The following is a 12890-nucleotide window of genomic DNA, read 5'->3' as shown; positions in this document are numbered from 1 at the left end:
GTGGCCCAGTCAGTACGAGCGGTTGCGGTCCGCACGCGCGGCGGGCCGGTCGTCGACCCCCAGCCGATCGACCCTGCGGTGGTAGCGCATGCCGAGGATCCCTCCGACGATCGCGCCGCCCAGGCTGATCGCCGCGGCGACGATCGCCGTCACGATGCCGGTGGTCGTGGCGGTCATCGGCATCCGCGGCAGGCTCTCGACCCCGGCGAGGATGTCCCACCGGGCGCCGGCGACCATGGCGAGGATCGCGATCACCAGCGCGATCACGATGCCCCAGAGCCACACGGCGAATCCCTGCAGGGCGCCGCTGAACCGCGCCATGCGGCCCGCGACATAGCCGCCGGCGAGGTACGCCACGAACAGCACGACGGCGATCGAGACGGCGCCGACGACGCCCAGGGTGTCGGGATCCTCGGATGCCGCGCCCGCGGCCTCCTCGACGGTCGTGCCGGTCTCGATCCCGACGGCCGCGCCGATCGCGCCGACCGCGGCGGTCAGGAGCACGACCGCGCCGACGGCGCTGAGCCAGCCGAAGAACGCCGAGCCGAACTTCACTCCGCCGAACCGCTGCTTCTCGGCCACGAGCGCATCGCCGTGCGGAATGTCGGCCGGGGCGACAGCCGGGGCGTACGCGGCGTCGGTCGTGCCGCGAACAGGTCGACCCGCGGAGTCGCGGGGGATGTCGTCAGAAGTCATGCGGCGACGCTAGGCGGAGACCTCGCCTCAGCACTCCCCCGTTGCCACGGCGCCGCCCAGCGCCTATGCTTCCCCGCTGCGACTCAGGCGAGCGGGTGGTCGTGGACCGCCGACGTCAGACTCACGCCGTTGATGTCGAGGTACACCTGATGCTCGGTCACCGACAGCGTCATGCTGTTCCGCCGCTCGACCGCCGCGGCAGCGGCATCGACGAAGCCGGGGTCGAAGCTGTGGAGCACGATGTCCTCGGCGCGGTGGATGCGCTTGCCCTCCCACGGCGCCATCACCTTGGCAGGGTCGCGCTGGGTGTAGACCACGGTGCGGTCTGCCAGCTTGCTCGCGTAGTGGAGCCGATCGGCATCCGGGGCGCCGATCTCGATCCACACGGTCAGGCGACCGGTGAGGTCGCGGACGAGCACGGCGGGCTCGTCGGTCGACGAGATCCCCTCGCTGAACCGGATCCCCTCCTCGAACTCGAGGCAGTACGCGAGCACGCGCGTCATCATGTAGACGTCCGTCTCGGAGGGATGCCGCGCCACGCGAAGCATGAGTTCGTCATAGACGCCGCGGTCGACGTCGGCCAACTGCACGTCGAAGGTGTGAATCGTCGCGCCGAGTGCCATAGCGCACGAGCCTACGCCCTGACGGTGGAGTCGCCGTCCCCCTCTGGCGCCTCGTCGGTCGCGCGGCGAGTCCGCGGGGCGGGTGGAGGTGGGACCTCCTTCGCCGCGATGATGTCGGCGACGGCGATCCGCTCGATGCCCCGCTTGCCGTCGACGACCACGGTCGAGGCATCCGCGCTCAGCAGCTCGCCCAGCGCATCGGTGGCCTGACCCGACGGGAGCAGGTAGCGCACGACCACGCGACGGCCGGGCGCCGGAAGGTTCACCATGCGCCGGGAGCGTAGTCCTTGAGGAACACGCCGAACAGATCTTCGCCGGCCTCGCCGCGCACGATCGGGTCGTAGACGCGTGCGGCGCCGTCGACGAGGTCGAGCGGGGCGTGGAACCCCTCCTCGGCGAGGCGCACCTTCGTCGGGTGCGGGCGCTCGTCGGTGATCCAGCCGGTGTCGACGCTGGTCATGAGGATGCGGTCGGTCTCGAACATCTCGCGCGCGCTGGTGCGGGTGAGCATGTTGACGGCCGCCTTGGCCATGTTGGTGTGCGGATGCCCCGGCCCCTTGTATCCGCGGCCGAACACGCCCTCCATGGCACTCACGTTCACGATGTAGGTGCGACGCGCCCCGCTCGCGGCGAGCGACGCGCGAAGCTTCGAGATGAGCAGGAACGGCGCGGTCGTGTTGGCCAGCTGCACCTCGAGCATCTCGAGGGGGTCGACATCCTCGACGCGCTGCGTCCACGAGTTCACATCGTGCAGGTCGGGGATGAGTCCGCCCGCGTCGATCGCCGTGCCGGCGGCGAGGCGCTCGAGCGAGCTGGAGCCCGCCGCCATCGCCTGCTCGGTGAGCTCGTCGGCGCGCGCGGCGGCTGCGGCGAGGATCGGGTGCGCCGTGACGGACCGCTCCAGCGCCTGCGGATGCTGGTCGTTCGTGTGGCCGAACGTGACGAGCTCGGGGAGGGGGCCGTCCGGCAGCGGGGCGAGTTCGGCGTCGACCAGCGGCTGGTACGCGCCCGGCGAGCGCCGCACGGTCTGGGTGGCGTTGTTGATGAGGATGTCGAGGCTTCCGGCCGACGCGACGTCTTCGGCGAGCCCGATGACCTGGGCCGGATCGCGCAGGTCGATCCCGACGACCTTGAGCCGGTCGATCCACTCCGGCGCGTCGGGAAGGCTGCTGAACCGGCGGACGGCGTCGCGGGGGAACCTCGTCGTGATCGTCGTGTGCGCGCCGTCGCGCAGCAGCCGCAGGGCGATGTACATGCCGATCTTCGCCCGTCCGCCGGTGAGCAGGGCGCGCTTGCCGGTGAGGTCGGTGCGGGCGTCGCGCTTCGCATGGCTCATCGCCGCGCACGTCGGGCACAGCTGGTGGTAGAACGCGTCGACGAGCGTGTACGGCTGCTTGCAGATGTAGCAGCCGCGCGCCTTGATCAGGGTTCCTGCGGTCGGCGCGGACGTGAGGGTGCTGATCGGGATGCCGCGCGTCTCGTCGTCGATCCGATCGGCCGCTCCCGTGGCGGTCGCGGCCACGACGGCACGGTCCGCCTGAGCGATCGCGTCGCGGATCTCGCGGCGCCGCACCTTCTTGACCGCCTTGAACATCGCCGCCGTCGCCCGGCGCACGGCGACGAAATCGGGGTGCGTCTCGTCGAGCCCCGCCATCCCGCCCAGGACCCGGAGGGTGACCTCGAGGTCTGCCGGGTCGATGCCGCTCGGCGGCAGGTCGGAAGCAGGAGAAGTCTCGGGAGGCACACGCGATTCTACGTCGACCCACATGGGCATGACCTGTTACCGTGCGACGGTGACCTCCGAGACCGCCGATCAGACCGGCCCCCGGCGGATCCACGTATCGGCGGCCGTCATCCTCGACGAGGACGACCGGTTGCTCCTGGTCCGAAAGCAGGGAACGACGGCGTTCATGCAGCCCGGTGGCAAACCCGAGCCGGGCGAGACGCCCGACGAGACCCTGAGCCGCGAGCTGGCGGAGGAACTCGGCATCCGGATCGCCCCGCGCGATCTGCGCTCTCTCGGGTCGTTCACCGCCGCGGCGGCGAACGAGCCGGGGTTCCTGGTGGTGGCCGATGTGTTCGCCGCCGAGATCGGATCGCAGGAGCCGATGGTCGGCGCCGAGATCGCCGAGCTGCGGTGGGTGACGCGCGCCGACGCCGACCACCTCGAGATCGCCCCGCTCGCCCGGGAGAACTTCCTCCCGTCGTGACCGCGGCCGCGGACGACCCGGCGGCGCGGGCGGTGAGGACGCGGCGGACGAGCGACCGCAGGGGTGTCGCCGATTCCGCGCGATAGCGTTCTCGGATGCAGGTGACCCGGCTCCGCGTCTATCCCGTCAAGTCCTTCGCCGGAGCGGACGTGGACTCGGCGCGAGTGCTCCCCTGGGGTCTCGAGGCCGATCGCCGCTGGGCGGTCGTCGATCCCGAGGGCGAGCCGGTCACCGCTCGCGAAGCGAAGGCCCTGCTCGGGCTCACCGCCGAGGTGCTGCCCGACGGGCTGCTGCTGGGCGACCGCGACGGAGGGGCCGAGCCGCTGCGGGTCGCCGTGCCGGGGGATGCCGCGCCCATCGCGGTAGGACACTCCCGCCAGGGCACCGCACTGCCGGCAGGCCCCGACGCCGACGCGTGGCTGAGCGCCCGGATCGGTCGCGAGGTGCGCCTGGTCTGGCAGCCCGATCCGCGGGTTCGCGCCGTGAATCCGGCGCACGGCGGCGAGCCCGGCGATCACGTGTCGCTGGCCGACGTGGGGCCGCTGCTGCTCGCGAGCGAATCCTCGCTCGCTCAGCTCGACCTGTGGACCGATGACGAGACGCCCGCGCTCGACATCCTCCGCTTCCGTCCGAACGTGATCGTCGACGGCGAGCCGGACGACCCGTTCGCCGAGGACTCCTGGCCCGCCGTGCAGCTGGGCGACGTGCGCTTCCGCGTGAGCGGCGTCTGCGACCGGTGTGTCATGACGACCATCGACCCGGTCTCGCTGGTGCGCGGCAAGGAGCCGATCCGCACCCTCGCGAAGCACCGACGCCGGGACGGGAAGACCTGGTTCGGCGTCTGGCTCGTGCCCGACCTGGCAGCGTCGCCCGACGACGCGGTCATCGCGGTGGGCGACGCCGTCTTTCCGGGCTGACGCGCGTCGGTGCGGTTGCCACCGAGCCATGCGGACGGATAGGAAAGGGGAATGCTCACAGGCACCAAGGTCGCGCTCCGGGCGCGGCACGAGGACGACATCCCGGTCCTTCGCACCGAGCTCTACGACGACGTCGCCGGCTCGTCCCGGGCCGAGGCCCAGCCGTGGCGGCCCATCACGCCCGACTCGAAGGACCCCCGGCTCGTGGTCGACGACAAGGCACAGGGGCTCGTCCAGTTCTCGGTCGTCGAGCTCGTCGGCGGCGCGCTCGTCGGCACGGCGACGCTGTGGGGCATCGACACCCACCACCGGTCCGCGCACATCGGGCTCGGCCTGCTCCCCGCCGCACGCGGCAAGGGCTACGGAACCGACGTGGTCGCCGTGCTCTGCCACTACGGCTTCACCGTGCGCGGGCTGCACCGGCTGCAGATCGAGACGCTGTCCGACAACGCCGCGATGCTCCGCGCCGCCGAGAGCAACGGATTCGTCCGGGAGGGCGTGCTGCGCTCGTCGGCGTGGGTGATGGGCGAGTTCCTGGACGAGGTGCTGCTCGGCCTCCTCGCCCGGGACTGGAAGCCGAAGCCGTAACCCCGCACGCGTCCTGGTGCGATCGCCGGCGCCGACCATGTCCCCGGTGCGTGCGACGATCCGCAGGACGGATGATCGGCGGGAGGCGGAATGCGGGGCGAGGCGACCGTGCTGCACGCCGATCTCGACGCGTTCTACGCCTCGGTCGAGCAGCGCGATGCGCCGGCACTTCGCGGGCGCCCCGTCATCGTCGGCGGGGGCGTGGTGCTGGCCGCGAGCTACGAGGCGAAGGCCCGCGGGGTGCGCACCGCGATGGGTGGCCGACAAGCGCGCGACCTGTGCCCGGATGCCGTGGTGGTCCCGCCTCGCATGGAGGCGTACTCGGCGGCCAGTCGAGACGTGTTCGCGATCTTCCGCGACACGACTCCGCTCGTGGAGGGACTCTCCATCGACGAGGCGTTCCTCGAGGTCGGCGGCCTCCGACGGATCGCGGGCTCACCCGAGCAGGTGGCGGTGCGACTTCGCGAGCGGGTTCGTGCGGAGGTCGGCCTGGCCATCTCCGTGGGGGTCGCGCGGACCAAGTTCCTCGCCAAGGTCGCGAGCGCGGTCAGCAAGCCGGACGGACTGCTCGTGGTCGAACCCGAGCGGGAGCAGGCCTTCCTGCTCCCGCTCCCCGTCGAACGTCTCTGGGGCGTCGGTGCCGTGACCGCCGAGAAACTGCATCGGCTCGGCATCCACACCGTCGGACAATTGGCCGAACTCGAGGCCGCGACCGCCGAGAGACTCCTGGGCAGGGCGACCGGCGCACACCTGCACGCGCTCGCCCGGCTGCGGGATCCGCGGCCCGTCGACACCACGCGACGACGCGGCTCCATCGGCTCCCAGCGCGCACTCGGCAGCCGGCCGCGCACGGCCGAAGAGCTCGACCTCATCCTCACCCAGATCGTCGACCGGCTCGCGCGGCGGCTGCGCGACCGCGATCGGGTGTGCCGCACGGTCGTGCTGCGCCTTCGCTTCGGCGACTTCGCGAAGGCCACCCGATCGCGTACAGTCCGCCTGCCGACCGAACGCACGGCCGTGCTGCTCGCCGTCGCTCGGGCTCTGCTCGCCGCCGCGCTGCCGGAGATCGAGGCGCGGGGCATCACCCTCATCGGGGTCTCGCTGTCACAGCTGGGGCGTGCCGACAGCATCCAGCCGGAACTTCCGATCGATTGGGGCGACGAAGCGCGGCTCGACACGGTGCTCGACGCGGTCCGCGATCGCTTCGGCTCGGCGTCGGTCGCCCGGGCAGCGCAGCTCGGGCGCGACCCGGGCTGGTCGGCGCCGATGCTGCCGGAGCACGAATGACCGGATCTCAACGACGTGACCCCCGCACGGGCGGGCTGCATCGCGCCGTGCGCCCCGAGTACCGTGGAGTCCGCGCGGGTCCCGGTCGTCGACGGGGTCGACGCCGAGTCTGTGCGAAGGAGTGACATGGGCGAGTCCACGAGCGAACCGGAGTGGATCTCCGCGGCCGCATTCCACCGAGCATCGCGCGGGTCCGGCTGGCATGTCACGGGCACGGGCCCGCAGGCTGTCTACACCGCGACCTCGCTCCCGCACGCGGCGGGTCTCATCGCACCGATCCTCGCCGCCTCCGAGCGGTACGGCATCCTCCCCGACATCGACGTGCGGCCCGAGGGGGTCGTCGTGCGCGTCCCCTACCGGCCGGAGGGCATCCCCGCGGCCGCCGGCGACTTTGCGGCGGCCGTGTCACAGGCAGCCGCCGAGCTGCAGCTGACCGCCGATCCATCGCTCGCGCAGTCGGTGGGCATCTACGTCGCCCAGCACTCTCAGGCCGATGTTCGCCCGTTCTTCATCGCAGCACTCGGCTATGAGGCGTTCGGCGACACCGACGCGATCGACCCGCTGCGGTGCGGACCGCAGCTCGCGTTCAACCCGATCACCGGCGACTCGCCGGCGAGGGGCCGGACCCACTTCGACGTCTTCGTGCCCGCCGAAAGGGCACAGGCGCGAGTGGATGCCGCGCTCGCCGCCGGAGGGAGACTCGTCGATGATTCGCACGCTCCGGCCTGGTGGTCGCTCGCGTCGCCCGACAACCACGGTGTCGATATCGCGTCCTGGACCGACACGTACGACTGACTCCCACTCCGCCAGGCGCGTCGGACTCCCCGGACGGGGCGGCAATCACAGGAGATCTGCCGACCGGCGTTCGTCGCGGATGACACGGCAGTCCGGATCGCAACGGAGTCTTGAAACCCGGAAGGATACGATATAGGATCTCGCACTGAGGGACCCCAGCCCTCAGTCGTGCGTCCCCAGCGCACGACACCGTCCGCCTCTCCGGGGGGAGTGGCAGACCGCAGCCCCGCCCGCGGCCTCCAAAGCGCCACCGGGCGGGGCTCCCTCGTTCGCCGGGGTCGCGTCAGCGCCCTCAATGCGACGCGCCGCCGAACGCACCTACGACGCGGACGCCGTGTGTGCCGTCATCTGGCGGATGCCTCGGGCGCATGCAGCGCGGTCGGTTCTGCTCGTCCGGCGCTGATGAGCAGCGGAAACAGCCAGTCGTCGATCTCGTCGAGCGCGGCGCCCTCGAGGCGGTGAAGCATCCGACTGCCGTCTCGCACGCCGTGCACGAGGCCCGCTTCGCGCAGGATGCCGAGATGCCGAGACGCGGCGAATCGGGACAGTTCGGTCTTCGCGGCGAGTTCGGAGATGGTCTGCCCGCCGCCGAGGTGGCCGTTGCGCGGCGTCGGTCGGCTGAGCTCTCGGAGTAGCGAGAGCCGGGAGGCGTTCGCAAGCGCTGCGAAGGCGATCACGAGTCGCTCTACGTCCGACATCTCACACCTCCTGGGTAACTATAGGATATCGGATAAGATCGAGAATGCAGGACCCTCTCCTCGGCGGACTGCCGCGCGGAGCTCGCCCCCCGCGGGCATCCCCCGCGGCACCCACTCCGCTTAGTGTTGCGCCATGACCCAGCCGATCGCCGGAGAGGAGTTCTTCGCCTCCGATGAGAAGGCCGTCTCCATCTACCGCGCGCTCGCCCGGCCGCTCGTGGGGCGCGACGGCGTCGAGGTGGTGGTGTCGAAGAGCCAGGTGGCCTTCCGCGCCGGGCGAGGATTCGCATACGCGTGGGCGCCCGGGCAGTACGTGAACAGTGATGTGCCGGTCGTGGTCTCCATCGCGCTGAGGGAGGAGCTGCACTCCTCTCGATTCAAGGCCGTCGCCCACCCGTCCCCGTCGACGTGGATGCATCACCTCGAGCTTCGCCTCGTACAAGACGTCGACCGCGAGCTGCTCGATTGGATCGATCGCGCGTACGAGGAGGCGCGCCGGCCCGGACCGGGCTGACGTCATCGAAGGCGAGATCGGTCACCGGAAGACCCGTCCGTACCGGCGAGGCGCGGGACCTTTGGCCCTGCGGATGCCCTCCCACCCCCGCACAGTGAACCCGTGGCCATTCTGCCGCGTGTCGATTCGATAGGGGCATCCTGATGAGCGTTCAGCCGCGCATTCGCCGTTCTCTGGCCGTGTTCCTCGCGGCTGTCATCCTGACGTTCGGCACCGGGGCGGCGGCATTCGGCGTCACGCCCGCGCCGTCTCTCGATGCCGCTTCGGCCGCGGACGATCGCGAGGGTCCGCAGTTCTACACCGGTGCTCTCGTCGACGTGACGGGCGTGGTCGACGGCGACGTGTACGCCGCCGGCCAGAGCGTCACGATCAGCGGCGATGTCACGGGTGACGTCATCGCCGCAGCCCAGACCATCACGATCACCGGCACGGTCGACGGCGACGTGCGCCTCAGCGGACAGGACGTCTCGATCACGGGCGAGGTCTCGCGCAGCGGCACCGTCTTCGCGGCGAGCTTGACGGTCGGCGACTCGGGAGTCGTCGGCGACGATCTGGTCGCGGCTGCGGGCAGCGTCAGCATCGGCGGCGAAATCGGACGCGACGTCATCGTCAGCGTGGGACGCCTCACCATCGACGGCTCCGTCGGCGGCAGCCTGACGTACGTGAGCGACGACGACGCACGCATCGCGGAGGGCGCAGTGGACGGCACCGTCGAGCGAATCGAGCCTCCGCAGACGCCCCGGGTCGAAGTCTCACCGTGGGCGGTGCTCATCGGCTGGTTCCTCGGGCTGTTCTACGCGCTCGTCGCTCTCAGCCTCATCACCCTGCTCACCGGACTCCTCTTCCCGCGCTGGCTGCACCGCGTGACCGACCACCTCGTGCCGTCGCCGTGGAAGGCGCTGCTCGTCGGATTCGTCGGAGCCATCGCCGTTCCGGTCGCTCTGCTGTTCCTCGCGGTCACGATCGTCGGCGCCCCTCTCGCGCTCGCGGGTCTGCTCGTGTGGACGCTGATGGTCCTCGCGACGTTCGTGTACTCCGCGTACTACATCGGACGGCTCCTGTTCCGCGGCAACCAGCATCCGGTGGTCAGGTCGCTCGTCGGCGGTGTGATCCTCATCGTCGCGCTGCAGATCCCCTGGCTAAACATCCTGGTCTGGCTCGCGATGGTGTTCTTCGGCCTCGGCGCGCAGCTGCTCGAGATCCACCGCCAGCGGCCCTGGCGGCTCACGCCGGCGCCGACCACCGCATCGCCGCTGTCCGTCAGCGCAACCACACCGCCGCAGCCGTCCGCCGGGGTGGCACCGGCGTCACCGGCACCGGCACCGGCACCGACACCGCCGCAAGGTCCCGCGCTCCCGTAGGGCTCGCGCGGCGAGCAGGTATCGCGCATCGAGCCGGCGCTTGGGCGCCCACGACTGGTCTAGATGAACAGTGTCGTGCCCGACTTGTCGGCTTCGCCGAGGAACGTCGCGACTCCGCCGAGCTCGATTCCGTCGATGAGGTCGGATTCGGCGATGCCGAGCAGATCCATCGTCATGGTGCATCCGATGAGTCGGGCACCGCCCTCGCGCGCCGCCTGCATGAGTTCCGGCACGCTCTGCACGGAGTGCTGCTTCATGACGTGCTTGATCATCGCCGGCCCCATGCCGAGCATGTTCATCTGCGACAGGGGGAGCTTCTCGGGCCCCGAGGGCATCATCATGCCGAACATGCGGTCGAGCGTCCTGCGCTTCTGCTTGGGCGGGTTCTCTCGGCGCAGGGCGTTGAGACCCCAGAAGGTGAAGAACATGGAGACCTTCTGGCCCATCGCGATCGCGCCGTTCGCGATGATGAATGCCGCGAGCAGCTTGTCCATGTCGCCGGAGAACACGACGAACGACACCTGATCGAGCTTCGCGGCAGTGCGGGCGTCGGCGGGCCGAGCACCGCCCTTGCGGATGGTCGCGACGTAACCCGGGCCCTCGGGCTCGAGCGCGAGGAGCTCGTGCCCCTTGCTCCCGGCCCAGGCGGGCGCGTCCTGTGCAAAGCCGGGATCCGACACGTGCACGACGATGTCGTCGCCGGGCTCGAGCTCGTCCATCCTCTGGGCCAGCCTCATGATCGGTCCCGGACAGGCCAGGCCCGTGCAGTCGAGATCGACGACCTCCCCGGTGCCGCGAGCCGCGCCGACCAGGTCGAGCGCTTCCGCGTAGTGGATCTCCGCGGGCCGGGACTCGAACCCGACCGGCTCGAGGTCATGCCAGAAGCGGAATGTCGTCGATCCACCGGAGAGGGTTGCGACGTCCGAGAATCCGAGCTGTACGAGGATGCGGTAGGCGAGGTAGCTGCGGAAGCCGACGGCGCAGTAGAGCCGCACGGGGCGCGACGCGTCCCACGAAGGGCACTGCGCGCGCAGCGTACCGAGCGGCACGTTCTCGGCGCCCGGGATGTGCCAGATGCCGTACTCCTCGGGGGTTCGCACATCGATGATCCGTGCGCCCTCCACGGCCGCGGGGAAGTCCTGGGCGTACCAGAGGACGAGGTCGCCCTTCAGGACGTTCGTCGCGACGAAGCCCGCCATGTTGACCGGATCCTTCGCCGATCCGAACGGCGGGGCATACGCGAGCTCGAGCGACTCGAGGTCGTGCACCGTCGCACCCAGGCGGATGCACGTCGCAAGCACGTCGAGGCGCTTGTCCACCCCGTCGAAGCCGGCGATCTGCGCGCCGAGGATGGCGCCCGTTTCCGGATCGAACAGGACCTTCATGTGCATCGCCGCGGTGCCGGGGTAGTACCCCGCGTGACCGGACGGGTGAAGGTGGACCGCGCGGTATTCGACGCCGAGCTTCTCGAGCTGACGCTCGGTCGCGCCCGTGCCGCCCGCTGCCATCTCGAATGCCTTGACGATCGATGTGCCCTGGGTGGAGAGGTACTCCGTGTCGCGGCCGCAGATGTTCTCCGCGGCGACCCGGGCTTCGCGGTTCGCCGGGCCGGCGAGCGGCGTGAGCCAGCTGCCGGGGAGCACCGTGTGCGGCGTCTCGACGGCGTCGCCGGCCGCCCAGATCGCAGCATCGGATGTGCGCATGTGCGTGTCGACGGCGATCCCGCCACGGGGGCCGAGCTCGAGTCCTGCGTCGCGGGCGAGTGAGACGTTGGGCCGGACGCCCGCCGAGAGCAGGACGAGGTCGGCGTCCAGCGTGGCGCCGTTGTTCAGCTCGACGCGGAGCCCGCCCCCAGGCGCCCTGGCGAACGCGGCCGCCGCCGTGCCCAGATGCAGATCGACGCCCCGACCGCGGATGTGCTGCTCGACCGGCAGCGAGACGTCCTTGTCGAGCGGCGGCAGGATCTGGTCGGCGAGCTCGACGACCGCGACCTCGGCACCACGGTGGCGAAGGTTCTCGGCCATCTCGATGCCGATGTATCCCGCGCCGATGACGACCGCCCGCGTCGGACGGCCGAGGGATCCCGCTGCCACGAGCGCCGCTTCTAGGCTCGCCTTGATCTCGTCCATGTCGTGGATGTTGCGCAGGACATGGATGCCGGGGAGGTCGGCCCCCGGCAGCGGCAGCTGGAGCGGATCGGCGCCCTGGCACAGCGCGAGCGCGTCGTACGTCTCGACGTACTCCCGCCCGGTGTCGACCTCGCGCACCGTGACCGTCTTCGCGGTCGCGTCCAGCGCGACGACTTCTGTGGCGATCCGCACGTCGATGTCGAGCGAGTCGCGCAGGCTCTCGGGCGTCTGCAGCAGGAGCCGGCTGCGATCGGAGATGACGCCGCCGATGTGGTACGGGAGACCGCAATTCGCGAACGAGACGTACCCGCCGCGCTCGAACACGATGATCTCGGCCGACTCATTCAGGCGGCGTGCGCGCGCGGCGACCGACGCGCCTCCTGCCACGCCCCCGACGATGACGATCTTCAACGGACCCACCTCTCCGAGGCCCGGGAAGACCTCCCCGGCGCCACGCGCGCCGGGTTCACGCCCTTGATGCTTCCCTGGTCCGCGGAGCACGTGCGGGCCGAAGGTCCCGAGTGCCGCTCTCAGGCGTCCGCGATGGCGCCACGTCGTGCGGTGTCATACCCGGGAGGGTATCGTGTAGGGTGCGGGAAGCAACGACGAACGAGGGAAGCCCCATGAACAGCATCACTGCGTCCACGGCCGAGGTCGACCGCGCCGCGGATCTCGTCGCACAGCAGCGGAAGATCGTCAATCGGCTGCGCCGCGCGGAGGGTCAACTGGCGGCGGTGATCCGGGCCGTCGAGTCGGGGGCCGAGTGTCGCGACATCGTCATTCAGCTGTCGGCGGTCTCGAAGGCGCTCGATCGGGCGGGTTACGCGATCGTCGCGTCGGCGATGCGCACGTGCATCGCCGACCCGGAGGACACCTCGATCACTCCAGAGGAACTCGAGAAGCTGTTCCTGACTCTGGCCTGACCGCGGCACCCGGCAGGCCAGCTCCGGTCACTGGCCGAACAGCCGGGCGAAGAACCCGCTGGACGGCTCGTGTGCGTGACCTTCGCAGCGCTGAGATCGGGGAACCCCGCGCATGACCTGGTCGACGTGCTGACCGCATCCGGACCAGG

At 70.7% G+C, this 12890-nt stretch carries 14 protein-coding genes; 8 read left to right on the top strand and 6 right to left on the bottom strand.

Annotated elements, in window-relative coordinates; genetic code table 11:
• Nucleotides 1-9 precede the first annotated feature (9 nt).
• The 4 genes from EER34_RS17465 to EER34_RS08015 form a co-directional block, all read right to left on the bottom strand.
• Nucleotides 10-696: a hypothetical protein gene (locus tag EER34_RS17465; RefSeq protein WP_164743504.1), complete on the bottom strand. Its 687-nt coding sequence runs from the start codon at nucleotides 694-696 to the stop codon at nucleotides 10-12.
• An 83-nt stretch (nucleotides 697-779) separates the two neighbouring features.
• Complete coding sequence (locus EER34_RS08025) at nucleotides 780-1319, bottom strand: YaeQ family protein (RefSeq protein WP_127473965.1); 540 nt, start codon at nucleotides 1317-1319, stop codon at nucleotides 780-782.
• A gap of 11 nt (nucleotides 1320-1330) precedes the next feature.
• A complete protein-coding gene (locus tag EER34_RS08020; RefSeq protein ID WP_127473964.1) occupies nucleotides 1331-1588 on the bottom strand; it encodes a putative acetyltransferase in 258 nt (85 codons plus the stop codon).
• Nucleotides 1582-3087: an SDR family NAD(P)-dependent oxidoreductase gene (locus EER34_RS08015; protein WP_127474341.1), complete on the bottom strand. Its 1506-nt coding sequence runs from the start codon at nucleotides 3085-3087 to the stop codon at nucleotides 1582-1584. The genes EER34_RS08020 and EER34_RS08015 overlap by 7 nt, the downstream gene beginning before the upstream one ends.
• 25 nt (nucleotides 3088-3112) lie before the next feature.
• On the opposite strand from EER34_RS08015, the gene EER34_RS08010 reads away from it, so the two are divergent.
• The 5 genes from EER34_RS08010 (at nucleotide 3113) to EER34_RS07990 (ending at nucleotide 7116) form a co-directional block, all read left to right on the top strand.
• Nucleotides 3113-3529, top strand: coding sequence for an NUDIX hydrolase (locus EER34_RS08010; RefSeq protein ID WP_240642184.1), 417 nt, complete (start codon nucleotides 3113-3115; stop codon nucleotides 3527-3529).
• 95 nt (nucleotides 3530-3624) lie between these two features.
• Nucleotides 3625-4446: an MOSC domain-containing protein gene (locus tag EER34_RS08005; RefSeq protein WP_127473962.1), complete on the top strand. Its 822-nt coding sequence runs from the start codon at nucleotides 3625-3627 to the stop codon at nucleotides 4444-4446.
• 51 nt (nucleotides 4447-4497) lie between these two features.
• Nucleotides 4498-5034, top strand: coding sequence for a GNAT family N-acetyltransferase (locus EER34_RS08000; protein ID WP_127473961.1), 537 nt, complete (start codon nucleotides 4498-4500; stop codon nucleotides 5032-5034).
• A 90-nt stretch (nucleotides 5035-5124) separates the two neighbouring features.
• On the top strand, nucleotides 5125-6321 hold the full coding sequence (gene dinB / locus EER34_RS07995) for a DNA polymerase IV (RefSeq protein WP_127473960.1): 1197 nt from the start codon (nucleotides 5125-5127) through the stop codon (nucleotides 6319-6321).
• 126 nt (nucleotides 6322-6447) lie between these two features.
• Nucleotides 6448-7116, top strand: a complete 669-nt coding sequence (locus EER34_RS07990; RefSeq protein WP_127473959.1) for a VOC family protein — start codon at nucleotides 6448-6450, stop codon at nucleotides 7114-7116.
• A gap of 344 nt (nucleotides 7117-7460) precedes the next feature.
• Here EER34_RS07990 and EER34_RS07985 read toward each other — a convergent pair whose 3' ends face one another.
• Nucleotides 7461-7814 (bottom strand): ArsR/SmtB family transcription factor, encoded by a 354-nt coding sequence (locus tag EER34_RS07985; RefSeq protein ID WP_127473958.1) that lies wholly within the window; start codon nucleotides 7812-7814, stop codon nucleotides 7461-7463.
• A gap of 133 nt (nucleotides 7815-7947) precedes the next feature.
• Here EER34_RS07985 and EER34_RS07980 point away from each other — a divergent pair, with 133 nt between their 5' ends.
• Nucleotides 7948-8328 carry a DUF5655 domain-containing protein gene (locus tag EER34_RS07980; RefSeq protein WP_240642182.1) on the top strand — a complete coding sequence of 127 codons (381 nt, stop codon included), beginning with the start codon at nucleotides 7948-7950 and terminating at the stop codon, nucleotides 8326-8328.
• A gap of 143 nt (nucleotides 8329-8471) precedes the next feature.
• Nucleotides 8472-9689 (top strand): DUF8173 domain-containing protein, encoded by a 1218-nt coding sequence (locus EER34_RS07975; protein ID WP_127473957.1) that lies wholly within the window; start codon nucleotides 8472-8474, stop codon nucleotides 9687-9689.
• Between the two features lie 59 nt (nucleotides 9690-9748).
• Here EER34_RS07975 and EER34_RS07970 read toward each other — a convergent pair whose 3' ends face one another.
• On the bottom strand, nucleotides 9749-12238 hold the full coding sequence (locus EER34_RS07970) for an FAD-dependent oxidoreductase (RefSeq protein WP_240642179.1): 2490 nt from the start codon (nucleotides 12236-12238) through the stop codon (nucleotides 9749-9751).
• Nucleotides 12239-12441: 203 nt separating this feature from the next.
• Between EER34_RS07970 and EER34_RS07965 the strand changes: the two genes are divergently transcribed.
• A complete protein-coding gene (locus EER34_RS07965) occupies nucleotides 12442-12741 on the top strand; it encodes a metal-sensitive transcriptional regulator (protein WP_127473955.1) in 300 nt (99 codons plus the stop codon).
• Nucleotides 12742-12890 lie beyond the last annotated feature (149 nt).

It is taken from the genome of Microbacterium sulfonylureivorans (assembly GCF_003999995.1).
GTDB lineage: Bacteria > Actinomycetota > Actinomycetes > Actinomycetales > Microbacteriaceae > Microbacterium > Microbacterium sulfonylureivorans.
The sequence above is the reverse complement of the archived record's forward strand: the minus strand, read 5'-3'. Positions and strand labels throughout refer to the sequence as shown.

Bases quoted from the DNA above. Each gene is read 5' to 3' on its own strand.
- EER34_RS07975 (WP_127473957.1), top strand. From the start codon at position 8,472: ATGAGCGTTCAGCCGCGCATTCGCCGTTCTCTGGCCGTGTTCCTCGCG.
- EER34_RS17465 (WP_164743504.1), bottom strand. From the start codon at position 696: ATGACTTCTGACGACATCCCCCGCGACTCCGCGGGTCGACCTGTTCGC.
- EER34_RS07990 (WP_127473959.1), top strand. From the start codon at position 6,448: ATGGGCGAGTCCACGAGCGAACCGGAGTGGATCTCCGCGGCCGCATTC.
- EER34_RS07980 (WP_240642182.1), top strand. From the start codon at position 7,948: ATGACCCAGCCGATCGCCGGAGAGGAGTTCTTCGCCTCCGATGAGAAG.
- EER34_RS08025 (WP_127473965.1), bottom strand. From the start codon at position 1,319: ATGGCACTCGGCGCGACGATTCACACCTTCGACGTGCAGTTGGCCGAC.
- EER34_RS07965 (WP_127473955.1), top strand. From the start codon at position 12,442: ATGAACAGCATCACTGCGTCCACGGCCGAGGTCGACCGCGCCGCGGAT.
- EER34_RS08020 (WP_127473964.1), bottom strand. From the start codon at position 1,588: ATGGTGAACCTTCCGGCGCCCGGCCGTCGCGTGGTCGTGCGCTACCTG.
- dinB (WP_127473960.1), top strand. From the start codon at position 5,125: ATGCGGGGCGAGGCGACCGTGCTGCACGCCGATCTCGACGCGTTCTAC.
- EER34_RS07985 (WP_127473958.1), bottom strand. From the start codon at position 7,814: ATGTCGGACGTAGAGCGACTCGTGATCGCCTTCGCAGCGCTTGCGAAC.
- EER34_RS08000 (WP_127473961.1), top strand. From the start codon at position 4,498: ATGCTCACAGGCACCAAGGTCGCGCTCCGGGCGCGGCACGAGGACGAC.
- EER34_RS08015 (WP_127474341.1), bottom strand. From the start codon at position 3,087: ATGTGGGTCGACGTAGAATCGCGTGTGCCTCCCGAGACTTCTCCTGCT.
- EER34_RS08005 (WP_127473962.1), top strand. From the start codon at position 3,625: ATGCAGGTGACCCGGCTCCGCGTCTATCCCGTCAAGTCCTTCGCCGGA.